At 64.2% G+C, this 18,822-nt stretch carries 18 protein-coding genes; 6 read left to right on the plus strand and 12 right to left on the minus strand.

Annotation, left to right across the window (positions count from 1 at the left end; genetic code table 11):
• Positions 1–74: 74 nt before the first annotated feature.
• The 4 genes from ribD to ABDB87_RS09880 form a co-directional block, all read right to left on the minus strand.
• Positions 75–1,160: a bifunctional diaminohydroxyphosphoribosylaminopyrimidine deaminase/5-amino-6-(5-phosphoribosylamino)uracil reductase RibD gene (gene ribD / locus ABDB87_RS09865; RefSeq protein WP_385918047.1), complete on the minus strand. Its 1,086-nt coding sequence runs from the start codon at positions 1,158–1,160 to the stop codon at positions 75–77.
• Positions 1,157–1,636: a transcriptional regulator NrdR gene (gene nrdR, locus ABDB87_RS09870; RefSeq protein WP_345926475.1), complete on the minus strand. Its 480-nt coding sequence runs from the start codon at positions 1,634–1,636 to the stop codon at positions 1,157–1,159. The genes ribD and nrdR overlap by 4 nt, the downstream gene beginning before the upstream one ends.
• Before the next feature lie 115 nt (positions 1,637–1,751).
• Entirely contained in the window at positions 1,752–3,002 is a 1,251-nt protein-coding gene (gene glyA / locus ABDB87_RS09875) for a serine hydroxymethyltransferase (protein ID WP_345926477.1), read from the minus strand.
• Between the two features lie 105 nt (positions 3,003–3,107).
• Positions 3,108–3,746, minus strand: coding sequence for a histidine phosphatase family protein (locus ABDB87_RS09880; protein ID WP_345926479.1), 639 nt, complete (start codon positions 3,744–3,746; stop codon positions 3,108–3,110).
• A gap of 19 nt (positions 3,747–3,765) precedes the next feature.
• On the opposite strand from ABDB87_RS09880, the gene ABDB87_RS09885 reads away from it, so the two are divergent.
• Entirely contained in the window at positions 3,766–4,452 is a 687-nt protein-coding gene (locus tag ABDB87_RS09885) for a TRAP transporter small permease subunit (RefSeq protein WP_345926481.1), read from the plus strand.
• Positions 4,449–6,203, plus strand: a complete 1,755-nt coding sequence (locus ABDB87_RS09890) for a TRAP transporter large permease (protein ID WP_345926483.1) — start codon at positions 4,449–4,451, stop codon at positions 6,201–6,203. Before ABDB87_RS09885 ends, ABDB87_RS09890 begins: the two co-directional genes overlap by 4 nt.
• Here the strand turns inward: ABDB87_RS09890 and ABDB87_RS09895 are convergent, their stop codons facing one another.
• On the minus strand, positions 6,204–6,353 hold the full coding sequence (locus ABDB87_RS09895; RefSeq protein ID WP_345926485.1) for a hypothetical protein: 150 nt from the start codon (positions 6,351–6,353) through the stop codon (positions 6,204–6,206).
• Between the two features lie 400 nt (positions 6,354–6,753).
• On the opposite strand from ABDB87_RS09895, the gene ABDB87_RS09900 reads away from it, so the two are divergent.
• From ABDB87_RS09900 to ABDB87_RS09915, 4 genes are all read left to right on the plus strand, one after another.
• Positions 6,754–7,158: a hypothetical protein gene (locus ABDB87_RS09900; RefSeq protein ID WP_345926487.1), complete on the plus strand. Its 405-nt coding sequence runs from the start codon at positions 6,754–6,756 to the stop codon at positions 7,156–7,158.
• A 225-nt stretch (positions 7,159–7,383) separates the two neighbouring features.
• Positions 7,384–11,538 (plus strand): response regulator, encoded by a 4,155-nt coding sequence (locus tag ABDB87_RS09905; protein WP_345926489.1) that lies wholly within the window; start codon positions 7,384–7,386, stop codon positions 11,536–11,538.
• A gap of 55 nt (positions 11,539–11,593) precedes the next feature.
• On the plus strand, positions 11,594–12,238 hold the full coding sequence (leuE, locus tag ABDB87_RS09910) for a leucine efflux protein LeuE (RefSeq protein ID WP_345926491.1): 645 nt from the start codon (positions 11,594–11,596) through the stop codon (positions 12,236–12,238).
• Between the two features lie 7 nt (positions 12,239–12,245).
• Positions 12,246–12,581 carry a DMT family transporter gene (locus ABDB87_RS09915; protein ID WP_345926494.1) on the plus strand — a complete coding sequence of 112 codons (336 nt, stop codon included), beginning with the start codon at positions 12,246–12,248 and terminating at the stop codon, positions 12,579–12,581.
• Between the two features lie 35 nt (positions 12,582–12,616).
• On the opposite strand, the gene ABDB87_RS09920 is transcribed toward ABDB87_RS09915, so the two are convergent.
• From ABDB87_RS09920 to ABDB87_RS09950, 7 genes are all read right to left on the minus strand, one after another.
• Positions 12,617–14,095, minus strand: a complete 1,479-nt coding sequence (locus tag ABDB87_RS09920) for a sensor domain-containing diguanylate cyclase (RefSeq protein ID WP_345926496.1) — start codon at positions 14,093–14,095, stop codon at positions 12,617–12,619.
• Between the two features lie 70 nt (positions 14,096–14,165).
• Positions 14,166–14,789, minus strand: coding sequence for an urease accessory protein UreG (ureG, locus tag ABDB87_RS09925; RefSeq protein ID WP_345926498.1), 624 nt, complete (start codon positions 14,787–14,789; stop codon positions 14,166–14,168).
• A gap of 117 nt (positions 14,790–14,906) precedes the next feature.
• On the minus strand, positions 14,907–15,587 hold the full coding sequence (locus tag ABDB87_RS09930) for an urease accessory protein UreF (RefSeq protein ID WP_345926500.1): 681 nt from the start codon (positions 15,585–15,587) through the stop codon (positions 14,907–14,909).
• Positions 15,584–16,069, minus strand: a complete 486-nt coding sequence (gene ureE / locus ABDB87_RS09935; RefSeq protein ID WP_345926502.1) for an urease accessory protein UreE — start codon at positions 16,067–16,069, stop codon at positions 15,584–15,586. Before ureE ends, ABDB87_RS09930 begins: the two co-directional genes overlap by 4 nt.
• A 109-nt stretch (positions 16,070–16,178) precedes the next feature.
• Complete coding sequence (gene ureC, locus ABDB87_RS09940; RefSeq protein ID WP_345926504.1) at positions 16,179–17,879, minus strand: urease subunit alpha; 1,701 nt, start codon at positions 17,877–17,879, stop codon at positions 16,179–16,181.
• A 1-nt stretch (position 17,880) separates the two neighbouring features.
• On the minus strand, positions 17,881–18,186 hold the full coding sequence (locus ABDB87_RS09945; protein ID WP_345926506.1) for an urease subunit beta: 306 nt from the start codon (positions 18,184–18,186) through the stop codon (positions 17,881–17,883).
• A gap of 11 nt (positions 18,187–18,197) precedes the next feature.
• On the minus strand, positions 18,198–18,782 hold the full coding sequence (locus ABDB87_RS09950; protein ID WP_345926508.1) for a HupE/UreJ family protein: 585 nt from the start codon (positions 18,780–18,782) through the stop codon (positions 18,198–18,200).
• Positions 18,783–18,822: the final 40 nt, after the last annotated feature.

Consider the following 18,822-nt stretch of genomic DNA (forward strand, 5'->3'; position numbering starts at 1 on the left):
ATGCCTTGAATCTATGGGATACGCCGTCGTCAGACATCAGGGGAAGGCTGGCAGTTCGTGTCCTGGCTGGCGGATCAGAAGCGTGCACTGATGCGCAGGTCTGGACCGATCTGATCCACTCGGTCGATCCGGAGCGAGGTCTTGTCGTCCAGACCGGAGAGTTCCGGCAGGGCGAACATGCCTCGCGCTGCGTGACCGAGCAGGCAAGGTGCCATGTAGAGCAGGAGGGCATCTGCCAGTCCTGCCTGGATCAGCGCGCCATTGAGCCGGGCACCGGCTTCGGTCAGTACTTCGTTGAGCCCGCGACGCCCCAGCTCTGTCATGAGTGCCGCGAGATCCACGTGCTCGTTAGTAGAGGGGAGCTGGAGCACTTCGCAGCCTTTTGCCAGGAGCGGGTCGCGCCGTGCGGCATCGTTGCTGGTGGTGACCACCAGCGTGTTGCCATGTTCAAGCACCGCGGCGTCCGGCGGTGTCCGAAGTTCGCTGTCGATAACGATGCGCAGGGGCTGCCGTTCGGTCTCGATGCCGCGGACGTTGAGGCGGGGATTGTCGGCCAGCACGGTTCCGCTGCCGGTCAGAATGGCACAGGAGCGGGCGCGCCAGTGATGGACGTCCGCGCGTGCTTCCGCAGAGGTGATCCATTGGCTCTGACCATCTGCCAGGGCCGTTCGACCGTCAAGTGAGGCAGCGGTCTTGATCCGGAGCCACGGACGGCCACGCTCCATGCGGGCCACAAAGCCTTCATTGAGGCGGCGCGCCTCTTCTGCCAGCAGATTGCAGGAGACTGCGATGCCTGCCTCGCGCAGCATCTGCAGCCCCCGTCCGGACACCAGGGGGTTGGGATCCTGCATGGCGCAGACGACGCGACTTATCCCGGCATTGATCAAGGCACCTGCGCAGGGCGGGGTGCGTCCGAAATGGGAGCAGGGCTCGAGCGTGACATAAGCGGTCGCACCGCGCGCGCGCGCGCCGGCTTCTCGCAGCGCGTGAACTTCGGCATGAGCTTCGCCGGCGCGTACATGCCAGCCCTCTCCGACCGTTTCGCCATCCTTTACGATGACGCAGCCGACTCGGGGGTTCGGCGTTGTCGTATAGAGCGCTCGCTCTGCCAGCGCCAGAGCACGGGCCATGAAGGCCTGGTCTTCGGGAAGGAACATCAGTTGCGTTTGCTGTTGCGGTTCCGGGCGGTGCTGCTGACTTCCCGGATGGCTTCGGAGAACTCTTCCGCGTCTTCGAAGTTGCGATACACCGAAGCGAAGCGGATGTAGGCGATCTTGTCCAGACGCTTGAGTTCGCGCATCACCAGTTCGCCAAGTTTTTCGCTGGGGATTTCGCGCTCGCCCAGCGAGAGCAGGCGGCCTTCGATGCGGTCCAGGGCGGCTTCCACGCTCTCGGCCGTCACGGGCCGTTTGCGCAGCGAAAGCTTCATGCTGCCAAAGAGTTTTTCCCGTTCGTATTCCGCCCGGCTGCCGTTCTTCTTCACCACCAGCGGCATCTTCAGCTCGATCCGCTCGTAGGTGGTAAAGCGCTTGTCGCACTCGTTGCAGCGACGGCGGCGGCGGATCAGGTCGCCTTCGTCGTTTTCACGCGTGTCGGTGACCTGAGTGGAGGGGGTGCCGCAGAAGGGGCACTTCATGACGCGCGCTCCGCACGCGTCATGAAGAAAGGGTGCAACGGGCGCCGTACAACACATCCAACGACAGCGCCTTCAAGGTTTGACGTCCGATGCATCACGATGCGCCTTTCCGTTATCAGGCTCCGTAGACGGGGAACTTCTTGCACAGCGAGGCCACCTCGTTGCGCACGCGTTCCAGCACGGCTTCGTCATTCGGGGCATCAAGCACATCGGCTACCAGGTGGGCGATGCGTTCGGCCTCGATCTCGGTGAAGCCGCGGGTTGTCATGGCCGGGCTGCCGATGCGGATACCGCTGGTGACGAAGGGCTTTTCCGGGTCGTTCGGGATGCCATTCTTGTTGACCGTGATGTGTGCCTTGCCGAGGACGGCTTCCGCTTCCTTGCCGGTGATCTTCTTGTTGCGCAGGTCGACCAGGAAAACATGGCTCTCGGTGCGGCCGGACACGATGCGCAGGCCACGCTCTTCGCCCAGGACGCGTGCCATCACGCGAGCATTGCGGACGACCTGTTCCTGATAGTTCTTGAACTCGACCGTTGCAGCTTCCTTGAAGGCGACCGCCTTGGCCGCGATCACGTGCATGAGCGGGCCGCCTTGCAGGCCGGGGAAGATCGCCGAGTTGATGGCCTTTTCGTGTTCGGCTCGCATCAATATCACGCCACCACGCGGCCCCCGCAGCGTCTTGTGGGTGGTCGAGGTCACCACATCGGCGTGCGGCACCGGGTTTGGGTAGTAGCCGGCGGCGATCAGGCCTGCGTAGTGGGCCATGTCGACCCAGAAGATGGCGCCGATTTCCTTGGCTACCTTGGCGAAACGTTCGAAGTCGATGCGCAGTGCGTAGGCCGATGCGCCGGCAACGATGATCTTCGGCTTGTGCTCGCGGGCGAGCGCTTCCATCTTGTCGTAATCGATCTCTTCCTTCTCGTCGAGACCGTAGGCCACCACGTTGAACCACTTGCCCGACATGTTCATCGGCATGCCATGGGTGAGGTGGCCACCTTCAGCCAGGCTCATGCCCATGATGGTGTCGCCAGGCTTGGCAAAGGCCATCAGCACGGCCTGGTTGGCCTGGGAGCCGGAGTTGGGCTGGACGTTAGCCGCTTCCGCGCCGAAGAGCGCCTTCAGGCGATCGATCGCGATCTGTTCGGCCACATCCACATGTTCGCAACCGCCGTAGTAGCGCTTGCCCGGATAACCCTCGGCATACTTGTTCGTCAGCTGCGAGCCCTGAGCCTCCATGACGGCGCAGCTCACATAGTTTTCGGAAGCAATCAGTTCGATGTGGTCTTCCTGACGCTTGTTCTCGGCGGAAATCGCGGCGAACAGTTCGGGATCGATGCGGGAGAGGGTGTCTTGTCTGGAAAACATGGTGTCTGGCCGGAAAGAACGATGAGGGAAGAGGCCGAATGATAACCCGGGTGGCCATTCTCCGGCGAATTCCGGCGCCCGCCGGGCTACGGGGCAGAACGTGCTTCAGACGGCGATTTCGTCCTGGCTGCGAGTGAGGTGGGCGCGTTCGTCCCAGGCGAGGAGTTTCCAGCCGTCCTTGCCGGATTCGATCCAGTTCAGCGTGGCATTGCCCAGAGGAAAGTCCCGTGGCTCATTCATCAGCTTGCCGGTCACCATGCGGTAGATCACGTCGAGACAGCCTCCGTGGCAGACCACCAGGATCTGTGAGTCCGCGTGGCGCTCGGCGATCTGCCGGATCGTAGTGCTCACCCTCGCTGCGAAGGCGAGAAGGGATTCGCCACCGCCCGGGGGCGTGGCTTCGGGCTCCCGCGTGCGGAGTCTTGCGTATTCGCCGGGGTGAAGCTGATCGGCCTCTTCGCGTGTGAGTCCCTGGAACATGCCGAAATGCCGCTCGCGCAGTCCCGCGTCGAGTTGAACGGACTGGCCCCTGTCATGTGCGATGGCTTCCGCAGTTTCCCTGGCGCGAATCAGGTCGGAGCTGTAGATCGCGGAAAACGCGTGCGCTTTCAGCGCCTCTGCGGCGGCCCTGGCCTGCTCGCGCCCCCTTGCGTTGAGCGCGATGTCTTCATGACCCTGGAGCCGGGTTTCGGCGTTCCAGGCGGTTTCACCATGGCGGACGAGACAGATTCGTGTAATTGGCATCAGGACAACCGCAAAGCTCATGCCGAACGCATTGGCAACGCGTGACCGGACAGGAATTCTCGTATTCTACCCGTCGCAACCGGGTCTTTGCTCTGGAGGGCAGATGCAGGCATTGTTGAAGATATCGCGGGGGATCGACATCCTGAACGCGAAAGTGGGCGGCATCGCCGTGTGGCTCGTGCTGATCGTGACGCTGATCGGCGCGGGTAACGCCATCGTGCGCAAGTTCTTCGATTTCAGCTCCAACGCCCTGCTGGAAGTGCAGTGGTATCTGTTTTCCGCCATTTTCCTGCTCTGCTCGGCGCATGCGCTGCAGAAGAACATTCACGTACGCATCGACGTGCTGGCCGGGCGATTTTCTCGACGCACCCAGGCGTGGATCGATATTTTCGGCGCGCTGTTTTTCCTGCTGCCGGTCTGCCTGTTGATCCTGTGGCTGTCTGCCGGTGTGTTTCTGGAGGCGTGGCAGAGTGGCGAGCGCTCGTCGAGTGCGGGCGGCCTTGCGCTCTGGCCCGCGCGCCTGCTGGTGCCCACCGGATTCTTGCTGCTGGTCCTTCAGGGTATTTCCGAGCTCATCAAGCGGGTCGCCTTTCTTGCAGGACAGGGGCCGGACCCGCTCGGCACCCATGATGGTCCGAGCGCAGAGGAGCAACTGGCGGCAGACATCGCCCGCTCACGCGCCGAGGCGAAGGAGGGGCAGGCATGATCGCCTTCCTGACAGCGAACATCGCGCCGCTGATGTTCTTCACCATGATCGTTTTCCTGTTGCTGGGCTACCCGGTCGCGTTCGCGCTGGCTGCCTGCGGGATGCTCTTCGGCTTTGTGGGGATCGAGCTGGGCATCCTGCCGGCGGCCCTGTTCCAGGCCTTGCCTGACCGGATCTGGGGCGTGATGAGCAACGATACGATGCTCGCCTTGCCTTTCTTTACTTTCATGGGGCTGATTCTCGAGCGAAGCGGCATGGCAGAGGATCTGCTCGAAACCATCGGTCAGCTGTTCGGACCGGTGCGGGGCGGTCTGGCCTTCGCGGTGATTTTCGTCGGTGCGATGCTGGCCGCAACAACCGGGGTGGTGGCCGCATCCGTGATTTCCATGGGGCTCATCTCGTTGCCGATCATGCTGCGTTACGGCTATGAGCCGCGTCTGGCGACCGGGGTGATTGCCGCGTCGGGCACGCTGGCACAGATCATTCCGCCCTCGCTTGTTTTGATCGTGATGGCAGATCAGCTCGGGCGCTCTGTTGGGGACATGTACAAGGCCGCTTTCGTGCCGGGTCTGGTCCTGACGCTGCTGTATGCAGTGTATGTGGCAGCCATCGCGATCCTGAAGCCCTCGTGGGTGCCGGCCATTCCGCCCGCAGACCGGATTTTCCGCGAACCCTCCGGTCGCAGCGGCTTCCGCTCGCTGCTGGTGCTGTCTGCCGTCGCCGGCGCGGTGACCTGGCTCTTCCTGAAGAGCAGCGTACCGCTCTGGATCATGGTCACGCTCTCGAAGGGAACGGTCGAGGAAGTCGCGCTGGATGGCGCGATCGTGCTGGGGCTGACCTGCTGGACGCTGGTGGCTTTCGCGATCGCCGGGCTGCATCGCGTGCTGGGGCTGCGCTTCCTTTCGCGCATGAGCGAGCAGTTCACCTTTGTGCTGGTTCCGCCGCTGGCGCTGATCTTTCTGGTGCTGGGTACGATCTTTCTGGGTATTGCGACACCCACCGAAGGCGGCGCAATGGGCGCGACCGGGGCATTGCTGATGGCGATGGTACGCAAGCGGCTGGGCATGCCGCTGCTGCGTCAGGCGATGGAATCCACCGCGCGTCTCACCGCCTTTGCGGTCTTCATCCTGATCGGTGCGCGGGTGTTCAGTCTGGCCTTCTACGGGGTCAACGGCCATGTCTGGGTCGAGCATCTGCTGACGGCACTGCCCGGGGGCGAGACCGGTTTCCTGATTGTCGTGAACATCCTGGTGTTCGTGCTGGCCTTCTTCCTCGATTACTTCGAGCTCGCCTTCATCATCATCCCCTTGCTGGCGCCGGTGGCCGACAAGCTGGGCATCGACCTCATCTGGTTCGGCGTACTCCTCGCGGTGAACATGCAGACCTCGTTCATGCATCCACCTTTCGGATTTGCGTTGTTCTTCCTGCGCTCGGTCGCACCGGCCTCGGTCCGGACCATGGATATCTACTGGGGCGCCGTGCCTTTCGTGCTGATCCAGATCCTGATGGTGAGCCTGATCATCGTCTTTCCGCAGTTGGTGAAGGTCGGACTGGGCAGCAAGGCGGGCGTCGATCCACAGTCGATCCAGATCAACGTGCCGGTCGAGGAGACGGAGACTCCGTCGCTGGAAGATCTTTTTGCCCCGCCGCCCGATCCGGCCGCCTCCGGTGCAGCGGCGGGTGCTCCGGCGAGCATTGACGACGAAATCCAGCGTCAGCTCGGAGGGCAGGGCGCAGGGCCCGGCCGCTGATCATTCCATCAACCGTGCGCGCTCCCGGGCGCGTGCCTGTGCGCGGCTGAAACGGGCTTCTCGTTCGCGACGGGTCTTGCGCGTCTTGACGATGCCGTGACCACAGGCGACGACGAGGCACAGACCTGCAATGGCTGCCATGTAGGGCATAAGTTCCTCCTTCGGGTGTCGGGAGTGCATTCTTGCGTTCTCTGCAGCCCTTGGGCAGGGCTCAAAGGATGCAGATCGTTTCGCTGCAAGCCGCGCCCGTCCGAATTTTCAATTTCTTGCAAAGCGGCCTGCCGGAGGGCGTTTTCCCGGGCCTGCCGCTCCCATTCCGGGTAAGCGGATGTCCTGATCAGGCATTTCCGCCGGGCCTGCTTGCCGCCCGTCAGCCCGCCTGCCGAATCGGGTGAATGACTTATAGGGGTTTCCCCTTATTGCGATAGAATCCGCTCCGGATTGACGGCTTTGATCCGCCGGTCGAAAGGCCGTTCTGCCCGTTCACCGGTGGCCCCGCCGTCTCGTCGCAAGTGAAGTCACGTACCCCTATTCCCGCAGGAGTTTTGCAATGTTCCGTTTGTGTGTTCGCCCCTCCCTGAAGATCGTCGCCAGCGTGCTGGGCCTCTCCCTGCTCTCCGGTGCGGCGCTCGCCGGCGCGTCTTGTCCGCTGACCAGCAAGGATGCAGGCGGCAAGGTGGAGTCGCTGGCCGAAGTGCAGGTGGTGGCTTGGCCCGCCAAGGAAGCGCGCCCGGCAGGCGTGCTGCAGACGCCGGCGCTGCATCCGGATGAGGAAATGCCGGTCAAGGGCGGGCTCAAGCAGGTCTGGAACATCAATCCGGCCGGCCGCAACGTTCAGGCGGACTGCTACTACGGCGGCAACAACAAGCCGGTGAGTGTGGACGTCACGGCACTCAAGCACTGCACCGCCGAGATCTCGACCAAGGGCGTCTGGAACTCGTTCAACTGCGATTGATTCCAGCTGCGCTGCCCCGAAGGGAGCAGAACAAGCCGCCCGTGCGAGAGCCGGGCGGTTTTTTTTCGCCTGCCGAAACCGGTCGGGCGACACGAAGCGCGATTGATGCGGCGCGCATCGGGACTCCGGCCCTTGCGCTATGCTTGCTCCTTGCCCTGAATCAGGGCGGGACGGTGCGCCGGCAAGCCTGGCGCGGCCCCTCGATCCACGCTTGGCGGAGAAGGCATGGCCCAGGAATTCCGGACGGTTTCAATCAGGCAGGGGCTGCTCGTCCAGATTTTCGCGATTGTTTCGCTGGCGCTCGGTGTGTTTGCGCTGAGCATCTGGCTCCTGATCATTCGCCCTGCCGAGCAGAGTTCGGCTCAGCTGCAGCTCGATTCCACCGCTTCCGAAATCGAGCAGCAGATCCGCCAGCTGGTGCGAACCGTGGAAACCACGCTCTCGACCAGTCGTCGCTGGCTGCGCGATGTGCATCCGGAGATGAATTTCGACGTCGACTTTGATCAGGGCATGAACCTGAGCATGGCGACGCTGGTCCGCATCAACCAGTATTTCGTGCCGATGATGGATACCAGCCATGAGATCTCTTCGGTGCTGTTTGCCCATGAATCGGGCAGCGAGGTGCTGGTCCTGCGCCTGCCTGACGGGCAATTGCTGAACCGCCTGAGTAACCCCGCGCGCTGGGGCAATCGCGTCTACTGGGTGATGTGGCCACTGGATGGCGGGCCGCCGGTGATCGATCGCCGCGAGCTCGATTATGACGCTCGCACGCGCCCCTGGTTCCGTGAGGCGATGGCTCACCCGGCAGGGCCACAGTCCTACTGGACGCAGCCCTACAAGTTTTTTTCCACCGGTGACCCCGGCATTACGGTGTCAACCCGGCTGGTGATGCCGGATGGGCAGAACTATGTGGTGGCGCACGATGTGCTGCTGATGGATATCTCCAACTTCACGCGCGAACTGCGCGCCGGCAAGCGGGGCGTCGGAGCGCTGTTCGATGACCGCATCCGCCTGCTCGGCGTGCCGAATGACCCGCGCTACCGTGACGTCGCGGCGATCCGGCGCGATGTGCTGCAACCGGTGAAGAACACCCATCTGGCGGTCGGCGAAGCCACGAGTGCCTGGGTCCGCGATGGCAGCAAGCCGGGCAGCTTCGAGTCTGTCGTCCTTTCCGATGGCGCGCGCTGGTTCTATCAGTTCCGCTCGATGAACATGGGCAGTACGCCGGTCTGGCTGGGGGTCTTCGTGCCGGAGTCGGACTTCTCGCTGCTGGGCCTGCGTGAAATGGGCCTGCTGTTCCTGCTGGCCTGCGGAACGCTGCTGCTCTCCGGGCTGGCCATGTTGCGCAACGCCAGACGCTTTGCCCGGCCGCTCGAAAAACTCGTGCAGGAGAGCGAGCGCATCGGTCGCATGGCGCTCGAAAAACCGGTGGAGGTTTCGTCCGGACTGCTCGAGGTGAGTCAGCTCGTGTCCGCACAGGAGCGCATGCGTCTGAGCCTGCTCGACGCCACGCGCGGGCTGGAAGAGGCAAACGCGACGCTGGAAGCGCGCGTCTCGGAGCGCACGCACGAGCTTGAAAACCTTACGCAGGAAGCGGAGGACTCGCGACGCCAGCTCACTGCCATGGCGGACTCGCTGCCCTGCGCGGTATTTCGCTTCGACCTGGATGCCGACGACAAGGTGCAGTTCAGCTTCATCAGCGCAATGGCCTGCGACATCTGGGGCATTTCGCTGGCCGAGCTGATGCGCGGCTTCGAAGTCCGCTGGGAGCGTCTGCATCCCGATGATCTGGCCGAAACCCGCCGCCGCTATCAGGAAGCCATCGCGAGCCGCAGCGACGTGAAGCTGCTTTGCCGGATTGCCCGTACTGACGGCGCCCTGCGCTGGATCGAGACGCGTGCCAAGGCCGCAGCCCAGCCGGATGGCTCATGCATCTGGAATGGCTACTGGCTGGATGTGACCGATCAGCAGAACGCCAGCATCGAGCTGGCCGACCGGATTGCCTTCCAGCGCGTGCTGATGGATACGATTCCCTATCCGATCTTCTACAAGGACGCGGAGGCCCGCTTCCTGGGCTGCAATCGCAGCTACAACGAAACCTTCGGTGTGACCCTGGAGGCCGTGCAGGGGCTCAAGGTCAGGGAGGTCGCGCATTACTCGGAGGCGGAGCGCGAGCATTACCAGCAGGAGGACGAGGAGATCATCCGGAGCGGCGGCAGCCTGCAGCGTGTGACCGACATTCCCTATGCCGATGGCGAGCTGCATCACACCCTTTACTGGAAGTCGGCCTTCTTCAAGGCGGACGGGCGCCCCGGCGGCCTGATCGGCACCTTTGTCGATATCTCGGCGCAGAAGAAAGCGGAAGTCCAGATGGCCCAGGCGAAGGAGCTTGCCGAGGAGGCCGCACGCGTCAAGGCAGACTTTCTGGCCAACATGAGCCATGAAATCCGCACGCCGATGAACGCGGTCATCGGCATGGTGCATCTGCTGCAGAAAACCTCTCTGGACGATCGCCAGCGTGACTACCTCGACAAGGTGCAGCGCTCCAGTCGCCATCTGCTGGGCATCCTGAACGACATCCTCGACTTCTCGAAGATCGAGGCCGGCAAGCTGGGGCTGGAGCAGGGCGATTTCGAGCTCGAACGGGTCTTGCGCAATGTGGCCGATCTGATCGGCGAGAAGGCCGCGGCCAAGGGGCTGGAGCTGATCTTCGATGTCGCGCCCGATGTGCCGGCGACCCTGACCGGGGACGCCTTGCGCGTGGGGCAGGTCCTGATCAACTACGCCAACAATGCGGTGAAGTTCACCGAGACCGGAGAGGTCACCATCGAGGTTCGCCGCCTGGCAGCCAGCGATGAGCAGGTCACGCTGCGCTTTACTGTCCATGACACAGGCATTGGCCTGACCGAGGCGCAGAAAGGGGGACTGTTCCAGAGCTTCCAGCAGGCGGATGCTTCGGTCACGCGCCGCTTCGGCGGTACCGGCCTGGGTCTGGCCATCAGCAAGAGTCTGGCCGAGCTCATGGGCGGCGAGGTGGGGGTGGAGAGCACGCCCGGGCAGGGCAGCAGCTTCTGGTTCAGTGCCGTGTTCGGTCTGCCTGCCGAGGGCGCGCACGCCCTGCTGCCGGACCCGGATCTGCGCGGGCTCCGGGTACTGGTGGTGGATGACAATGCCCAGGCACGCAGCGTGCTGGCCGACATGCTCACCGGCATGAGCTTCAAGGCCCGGACGGCCGCGTCCGGCGCCGAGGCGCTGGCACTTGTGGGGCAGGCCGATGCAAGCGGCGAAGCCTTCGGCGTGATCTTCATGGACTGGCAGATGCCCCGCATGGACGGCCTCGAACTGGCCCGCCGGGTGCGCGGCCTGGCGCTTGCAGAGCCGCCGGCAATGGTCATGGTGACCGCCTACGGCCGCGAAGAAGTCATGAAGGCTGCCCCGGCTGCCGGCATCGCCAGTGTGCTGGTGAAGCCGGTCGCCCCCTCCATGCTGTTTGACACCGTCATGAGAGCGCTCGGGCGTTCGGCAGGCAGCAGCACACGGGGCGCGGCACCGGCGCCGGAGCTTGATGCGCGCCTCGCCGCGATTGCCGGCGCCCGCCTGCTGCTGGTGGAAGACAACGAACTCAATCAGGAAGTGGCCTGCGGCCTGCTGCGCGACGCAGGCTTCGAAGTGGACGTTGCCGCCAACGGCCTTCTGGCGCTCGAGGCTCTGCGCAAATCGACCTACGATCTCGTATTCATGGACATGCAGATGCCGGTAATGGACGGCACCACCGCTGCGGTGGAAGTCCGGCGGATTCCGGGCCTGTCCGACATTCCGATCGTGGCGATGACCGCCAACGCGATGCAGGCCGACCGCGATCGCTGCATCGACGCCGGCATGGATGATTTCCTGACCAAGCCGATCGAGCCCGGTGAGCTGCAGGCCGCGCTGCTGCGCTGGATCAAGCCGCGGCGCAGGGCGGAAAAAGCCGCGGCGGCTGGGCCAACCTCCTTGTCCGCAGTGCCTGCCATGCCTTTGCCCGACGCCATCGCCGGGCTCGATGTGGCGGCCGGCCTGCATTATGTGATGGACAAGCGCGAGCTCTATCGCACGCTGCTCGACGGCTTTGTCGAGGAACACGGCCGCTTCGGTGAGCAGTTTCGGGCTGCCGTGGCTTCGGGGGAGCCGGGTGCTGCCGAGCGCCTCGCGCATACGCTCAAGGGGGCTGCCGGCACCCTGGGGGCCGGAGAGATCCGGCGTCTGGCGGCTGCGCTGGAGGACTGCCTGCGGGGGCGCGCGGATGACGCCGCGGTGGAGCAGGCCTTGCTGGCGCTGACCCTGCAGCTTGAAGCCCTGGTCGAGGCCCTGCTTGCCTGGCGCGCGAGTCTCGCGTCATGATCAGACGCTGCGATTGCCCCGGTTGTTGTCGGAAAATGATGCAGGAGTGTTGAGGATGTTTCTGGGTATTACCGATCTCTGGACCTATGTGCTGGGCGCCATTTTCATTGTGCTCCTGCCCGGGCCCAACTCGCTCTATGTGATGTCGGTGGCCTCCCGCGAGGGCGTGGCGGCAGGCTACCGGGGCGCCTGCGGCGTTTTTCTCGGCGATACGGTCCTGATGGTGCTGACGGCAGCGGGCGCGGCCTCGCTGCTTCGAACGCATCCGGCCGTGTTCCTGATGCTCAAGTATGCGGGGGCGGCCTATCTCGCCTGGGTCGGGCTCGGCCTGCTGCGCCAGTCTTTCGTGAGCTGGCGCGGGGGGGCGTCTGCTGCGGGCAGCTCGGTAGCGGAGGCTTCAAGCCCCTTCCGCCGTGCGCTGGTGATCAGCCTGATGAACCCGAAGGCGATCCTTTTCTTCCTCTCCTTCTTCATCCAGTTCGTCGACCCGCAGGCGGCTCAACCGGCGCTGGCCTTTCTGGTGCTGGGGCTGATCCTTCAGCTGCTCAGCGCGCTGTATCTCTCGCTGCTGATTTTCGGCGGAGCCTTTCTTGCTGCCCAGTTCCGCCGTCGGCAGCGCCTTGCCGCGGCGGGCACGGCCAGTGTCGGCGGGGTCTTTCTCGGTTTCGGTTTCAAGCTGGCCACGGCCAGTCTGGGTTGAGGTGCGCATGCCTGCCTGGATGATTCTGGCAGTGGCCATCCTGAGCGAGGTGATTGCTACCTCCGCCCTCAAGTCGGCCGAGGGCTTCACACGCCTGTGGCCGTCGCTGGTGGTCGTGGCCGGCTACGGGCTGGCTTTCTTCTGTCTTTCGCTGGTGATGAAGACCTTGCCGATCGGCGTGATCTACGCGATCTGGTCCGGTGCCGGCATCGTGCTGATCGCGCTGGCCGGCTGGTTGCTCTTCGGCCAGAAACTGGACGGGCCCGCCGTGCTGGGGCTGGGCCTCATCATTGCCGGCGTGGCGGTGATCCAGGTCTTCTCGAAAACCGTCAGCCACGGCTGAAGGCGCCGGGCTGCAGGAGCGCTTTCCAGCCCGGCTCAGAGCTCGCCTGATTCGTCCCGCCTGTCGATGCCCTGGTTGCGGTAATGAGCACGCTTGGCGGCGTACATGCCTTCGTCGGCACGCTGCATGGCCAGCAGCAGGCCGCCGCCCTCGTCGCAGGTCGCCGTGCCGATGGCAAATGAGAGGCGCGGCCCGGCATAGAACTGGTTGTTGAGTTCGCTGACCGCCTGGATCCGCTCGATCGCGCTTTCCGCTTCTTCTTCGTTTGCGCCGGGCATCAGGATGGCGAACTCGTCGCCACCGATGCGTGCGATGCAGTCGGCGTCTCCCATCGCTTTTCTGAGTGCTTCGCCCGCGCGGCGCAGCAGGTCGTCGCCCGCCGCATGACCGATACTGTCGTTGGCGTGCTTCAGCCCGTTGAGATCCGCGATGATCACGCTGACCGGGAAAGGACCCTTGCGGGTAAGGCGCGCGATCTCTTCATCAAACCAGGCCCGGTTGCAGAGTTTTGTCAGTGCGTCATGACGACCCAGGAATTCGAGATAGGCCTCGGCTTTCTTGCGTGCGGTGATGTCGGTCAGCGAGATCAGCACGCGTGACCAGTCCGCCTCATGCCCCGGCAGGATGGAGAACTGCATGTGCACATTCACGACCTGGCCGGTGAGTGAGTAATTGATGGCCTCGCGCTGCTGGAAGAGCTGGCCGTTCCAGAGATCGATCAGCTGTTCGGCAAAGTGCAGACGCATCTCGTCGCGGAAGATGCGCCAGACGTTGTGGATGACGTCCGCCTTGTCGCGCGCGCCGAACATTCGCAGCGTCTGCCGATTGACGTCCAGCACCTGGATTTCCTGCATGCACAGCGACACGAACTCCGGGTGTACGTTCAGGAAGGTCCGGAAATCCTGGATTCCGGCTTCACGGACTTCGTTGATCAGGACGCGGATGCGCGAAAAATCCTCGACCCACAGCGACACGGGCGAGTGCTCGAACAGCCCCTGGGCATAGGCTTCGCTTCGGCGCAGCTGTTCTTCTGCCCGGGCGCGCGCGGTGATGTCTTCCACGCTCACGATCACTCGTTGCCAGTCCTCTTCATGACCGGGCAGGATGCGGGCATTGATCAGCACATCGATGCGCTCACCGCGGATCGTGTAGTTCACGCTCTGGCTCGAGAATCCGCCTTCGCCCCGCCAGAGCGCGGCCATGTCATGAGCATGCTGGTAGTTCATGTCGCCGCTGAAGATCCGCTGCAGGTTGGCGACCAGTTCGCCCTGATCCGCCGCACCTACCAGCGCGAGGGTGCGCTGGTTGACCGCGATGATGCGGATGGCTGCCGCGCATTCGTCGACCGCAGCCGGGTTTGCTGCAAAGAAGGCGTCGATATCCTCGACACCATCGGCTCGCCAGCGTGCGAAGCAGGCCTTGATCCCGGAGAAATCCTCCAGCCACAACGCGATCGGTGCATGCTCGAAGAGCGGATCGGGGTGGGTGATGTCGTGCGGGACCGGCGAGTTCATGCTGAAGCTTTCACGGCAGACATTGGCGGGTAGGGGCACGCCGGGCGGCTGCCCCCGGGGTACAACAGGGTCAGGCGGCGCGCAGCATGCCCTGGCTTTCGATGAAGGCAATGATCTCGGCGAGGCCCTGACCGGTTTTCTGGTTGCTGAAGACGAAGGGCTTGGCGCCGCGCATCTTTTTCGCGTCGCGATCCATCACCTCCAGCGAGGCGCCCACGAGCGGCGCGAGGTCGATCTTGTTGATGACCAAGAGATCGCTCTTCATGATGCCCGGCCCGCCCTTGCGCGGGATCTTGTCGCCGGCGGACACGTCGATCACATAGAGCGTGAGGTCCGACAATTCCGGCGAGAACGTGGCGGCGAGGTTGTCGCCACCGCTTTCCACGAAAATGATTTCCAGACCGGGGAAGCGGCGGTTGAGCTGATCGATTGCTTCGAGATTGATCGAGGCGTCTTCACGGATCGCGGTGTGCGGGCAGCCGCCGGTTTCCACACCGAGGATGCGGTCGGGCGAGAGTGCTTCGTTGCGCACCAGGAACTGCGCATCTTCCGCCGTGTAGATGTCATTGGTGACGACGGCGATGTTGTACTTCTCGCGCAGCGCGCGGCACAGCGCGAGCGTGAGCGCCGTCTTGCCGGAACCGACGGGGCCGCCGATGCCGACGCGGAGGGGTTGGGAGGTGGCTTGATTCATTTAGCGGTCCTTTTTTGCCGGGAGTCGAGAGTCGGGAGTAGAGAGTCGTTGATATTTCCGGTCGGCGCTGCCGCCCGCATTTTCGACTCCCCACTCTCTACTCCCGACTCCCCGATTTCATGAACGGAACAATCTCGTGTACTGCGTTTCGTGCCGGCAACTTGCCAGCGTCATGCCAGGCGTGAAGTTTTCCCAATCCTCGTCGTCCGCGCGCCGGCAGGCTTCTGCGGCGAGTGCGGGCAGGTCCGGCGCGAGTGCGGCGAGCATGCGCTGGCCAGCGGTCTGGCCCAGCGGCACGAGCTTGACCGCGGCCATCACCTGGTTCTCGAGCCAGGCCCAAAGGTAGGTGCCGGCGGCTTCCGTTTCGTCGATCTGCCACATCGCGGCCGCGGCGGCCCAGGGCAGCGGGTAGGCGAGCTCCTGGCCGGACGAGAGCGGGCCACGCAGGGCGTCAGGCGTGTCCGGCAGGTCACGGAGCAGCCGCGCCAGCGAGTAGCCCATCTGCAGGGTCTCGCTGCGCAGCTCGGCGGTTTCTCGCGTGGCGATGAATTCGGTGTTGAGCCGGAGGGCTTCCGCGGGCGTGCCGGCTTTCCATGCCCCCATCATGCCGATCAGCGCCGGGGTTTCGCAGCGGGCGAGCGCAAAGTGCAGCGCGTCGCGGATCCAGCCCAGCGCAGCGGATTCGTTCGCGACCTTGCCGCATTCCACGGCCCATTCCAGCCCTTGCGAATACGAGAAGGCTCCGACCGGCAGGGCGGGGCTGGCGAGATGCAGCAGGCGGATGAGCTGCAGGTTCAAGCCGCGCCGCCCATCACATGGATGCGGGCTTCGGTGGCGCCGCGTTCCGAATGGTGATGGCCGTGGGCATAGGCACCGGCTTCCGGCTCGAAGGGTGCGTCGAGCCGGGTGAGGCGGGCACCGAGGCCTTCGAGCATGTGTTCCAGCACATGATCCTGCTGGATGCGCAGTGCGTTGTCGCAGACCTGAACTGCTACATGGCGGTTGCCCAGGTGGTAGGCGGCGCGGGTGAGTTCCAGCGCGCTGGCGCAGCGGGCCTCGACCAGTGCTTCCGGCGCGGAGACGACTTCAACGATCCGCCCGTCCTTGCTTTCAAGCATTGCGCCGCCGCGCAGGATGGTGCCGCGCGGCAGGAAAAGCCCCACTTCTTCGCCAGACGCCAGCTGCGTGCGCAGCCGGCTCTTGGTGCGGGCATCGAAGTTCAGGACCAGTTGTTCGGTGGCCGGCGTATCGCCGGTGTAGAGAGATTCGATCAGCAGCATGTTTTTTCTGGAGCGGGCCGTTCATGCTGCGGGTGTCGGAGCACGAGCGGCGGGTTGCCGGAATGTCACTCGCCCCTTTGACCGATCCGGGGCGAATGACATTCCCTGGTTAGAACAGGAAGTAGCGCTGAGCCATGGGCAGCGAGGTGGCCGGCTCGCAGGTGAGGTGTTCGCCGTCAGCCCGGACCTGATAGGTTTCGGGATCGACCTCGATCTTGCCGCACCAGTCGTTGAGGATCATGTCGGCCTTCTTCACCTTGCGGATGTTTTTCACCGCGACCAGTGGTTTCGAGAGGCCGAGGCCTTCCAGCGAGCCTTTGTCGAGGGACGATTGCGACACAAAGGTGAGCGAGGTTTTCAGACCGCCACCGAAAGCGCCGAACATCGGCCGGTAGTGCACCGGCTGCGGCGTGGGGATGGAGGCGTTCGCGTCGCCCATCGCAGCCGCGGCGATCATGCCGCCCTTGATGATGGTGGTGGGCTTCACGCCGAAGAAAGCGGGGCGCCACAGCACCAGGTCGGCCAGCTTGCCGACTTCGACCGAGCCCACGATGTGGCCGATGCCGTGCGCGATGGCCGGGTTGATCGTGTATTTGGCGATGTAGCGGCGGGCGCGGAAGTTGTCATTGCGGGCGCCATCACCCTTGAGCGCGCCGCGCTGCTGCTTCATCTTGTGCGCGGTCTGCCAGGTGCGGATCACCACTTCGCCGACGCGGCCCATGGCCTGGGAATCCGACGAATACATCGAGAGTGCGCCGATGTCATGCAGGATGTCTTCAGCGGCGATGGTTTCGCGGCGGATGCGGGATTCGGCAAAGGCCACGTCTTCAGCGATCGAGGGATCGAGGTGGTGGCAGACCATCAGCATGTCGAGGTGTTCGTCGATCGTGTTGACGGTGTAGGGGCGCGTCGGATTGGTCGAGCTCGGCAGCACGTTCTCAAGACCCGCGAGCTTGACGATGTCCGGTGCATGACCGCCCCCCGCGCCTTCGGTGTGGAAGGTGTGGATGGTGCGGCCCTTGAAGGCGGCGGCCGTGTCTTCGACGAAGCCGGATTCGTTGAGCGTGTCGGAGTGGATCGCGACCTGCACGTCCTTCTCTTCCGCCACAGCCAGGCAGTTGTCGATGGCGGCCGGTGTCGTGCCCCAGTCTTCATGCAGCTTGAGGCCGATGGCGCCGGCATCCACCTGCTCACGCAGCGGGTCGGGCAGGCTCACGTTGCCCTTGCCGAGGAAGCCGAGGTTCATCGGGAAGGCGTCTGCCGCCTGCAGCATGCGGGCGATATGCCAGGGGCCCGGTGTGCAGGTGGTGGCGTAGGTGCCGGTAGCAGGACCGGTGCCGCCGCCGATCATGGTGGTCACGCCGGACATCAAGGCTTCTTCGATCTGCTGCGGGCAGATGAAGTGGATGTGGGTGTCGATGCCGCCGGCGGTGAGGATCATGCCTTCGCCGGCGATGATTTCGGTGGCGGCACCGATGGCGATGGTCACGCCGGGTTGCACATCCGGGTTGCCGGCCTTGCCGATGCCCGAAATGAAGCCGCCCTTGATGCCCACGTCGGCTTTCACGATGCCCCAGTGATCGATGATCAGCGCGTTGGTGATCACGGTGTCGGCCACTTCAGCAGCCACGCGCTGGCTCTGGCCCATGCCGTCACGGATGACCTTGCCGCCCCCGAATTTGACTTCTTCACCGTAGATCGTGAAGTCTTTCTCCACTTCCACGATGAGGCCGGTGTCAGCGAGCCGCAGGCGATCGCCCGCGGTGGGACCGAACATTTCCGCATAGGCGCGGCGCGAAATGCTTGTCATCTCAGAGTGCTCCTTGCACGAGGCCGCGGAAGCCGTAGACCTGGCGGTCCCCGGCATAGTCGACGAGTTCGACGGTGCGGTGCTGGCCCGGCTCGAAACGCACGGCGGTACCGCTCGCGATGTTGAGGCGCATGCCACGCGCGGCGGCACGGTCGAACGCGAGTGCCGCGTTGGTTTCGGCAAAGTGGTAATGCGAGCCGACCTGGATCGGGCGGTCGCCGGTGTTGGCCACTTCAAGCGTGAGGGTGCGGCGTCCTGCGTTGAGGATGTGCTCGCCCTCGTCGACGAGGAGTTCTCCCGGAATCATCGCGATGCTCCTCAGGCGGCCAGCAGCGAGAGGCCGAACAGCGCCACGCCGGTACCTGCCAGGCGCGGCAGCCAGACGTTGCGGGCCAGGCCGAAGCGGGCGATCAGCATGCCGGAAGCATGGAGCGCCAGGGTGCCCAGCAGCATGCCGGTGAGCGCAGCCGCGGCGCGGGCAGCGGGCAGTTCGGCGCCGTGGGCCAGACCGTGGAAGATCGCGAAGGCGCCGACGATGGCCGCACCGGCTGAGGCCGGCAGCTTCACCTGCAGCGCGACCATCAGGCCCAGCACCAGCAGCGAGGCGGCAATCATCGGTTCCACGCCGCCGATCGTGACACCGGCAAAGCCGGCGATGCCACCGGCCAGCAGCAGGCCTGCGAAGGCGAGCGGGCTGGCGAGCGCTGCACGCGGGCTGTGGCGGAAGCTCAGCATGCTCCACACGCCAACGGTGATCATCGCGGCAAGGTGATCCAGCCCGGTGAAGGGGTGAGTGAAGCCTTCGAGAAAAGCCGAGCCGTGATGCATGCCGGCATCATGTCCGGTGTGGGCGAAGGCGAATGCCGGCAGCAGGGCGGACAGGGCGATCAGAGTGCGTTTCATGGTTTCTCCTGAAGTGTCGGGCGTGTGAAGCGGCGTTTGC

Origin of the sequence: Uliginosibacterium paludis (genome assembly GCF_039631355.1) — a bacterium.
Lineage (GTDB): Bacteria > Pseudomonadota > Gammaproteobacteria > Burkholderiales > Rhodocyclaceae > Uliginosibacterium > Uliginosibacterium paludis.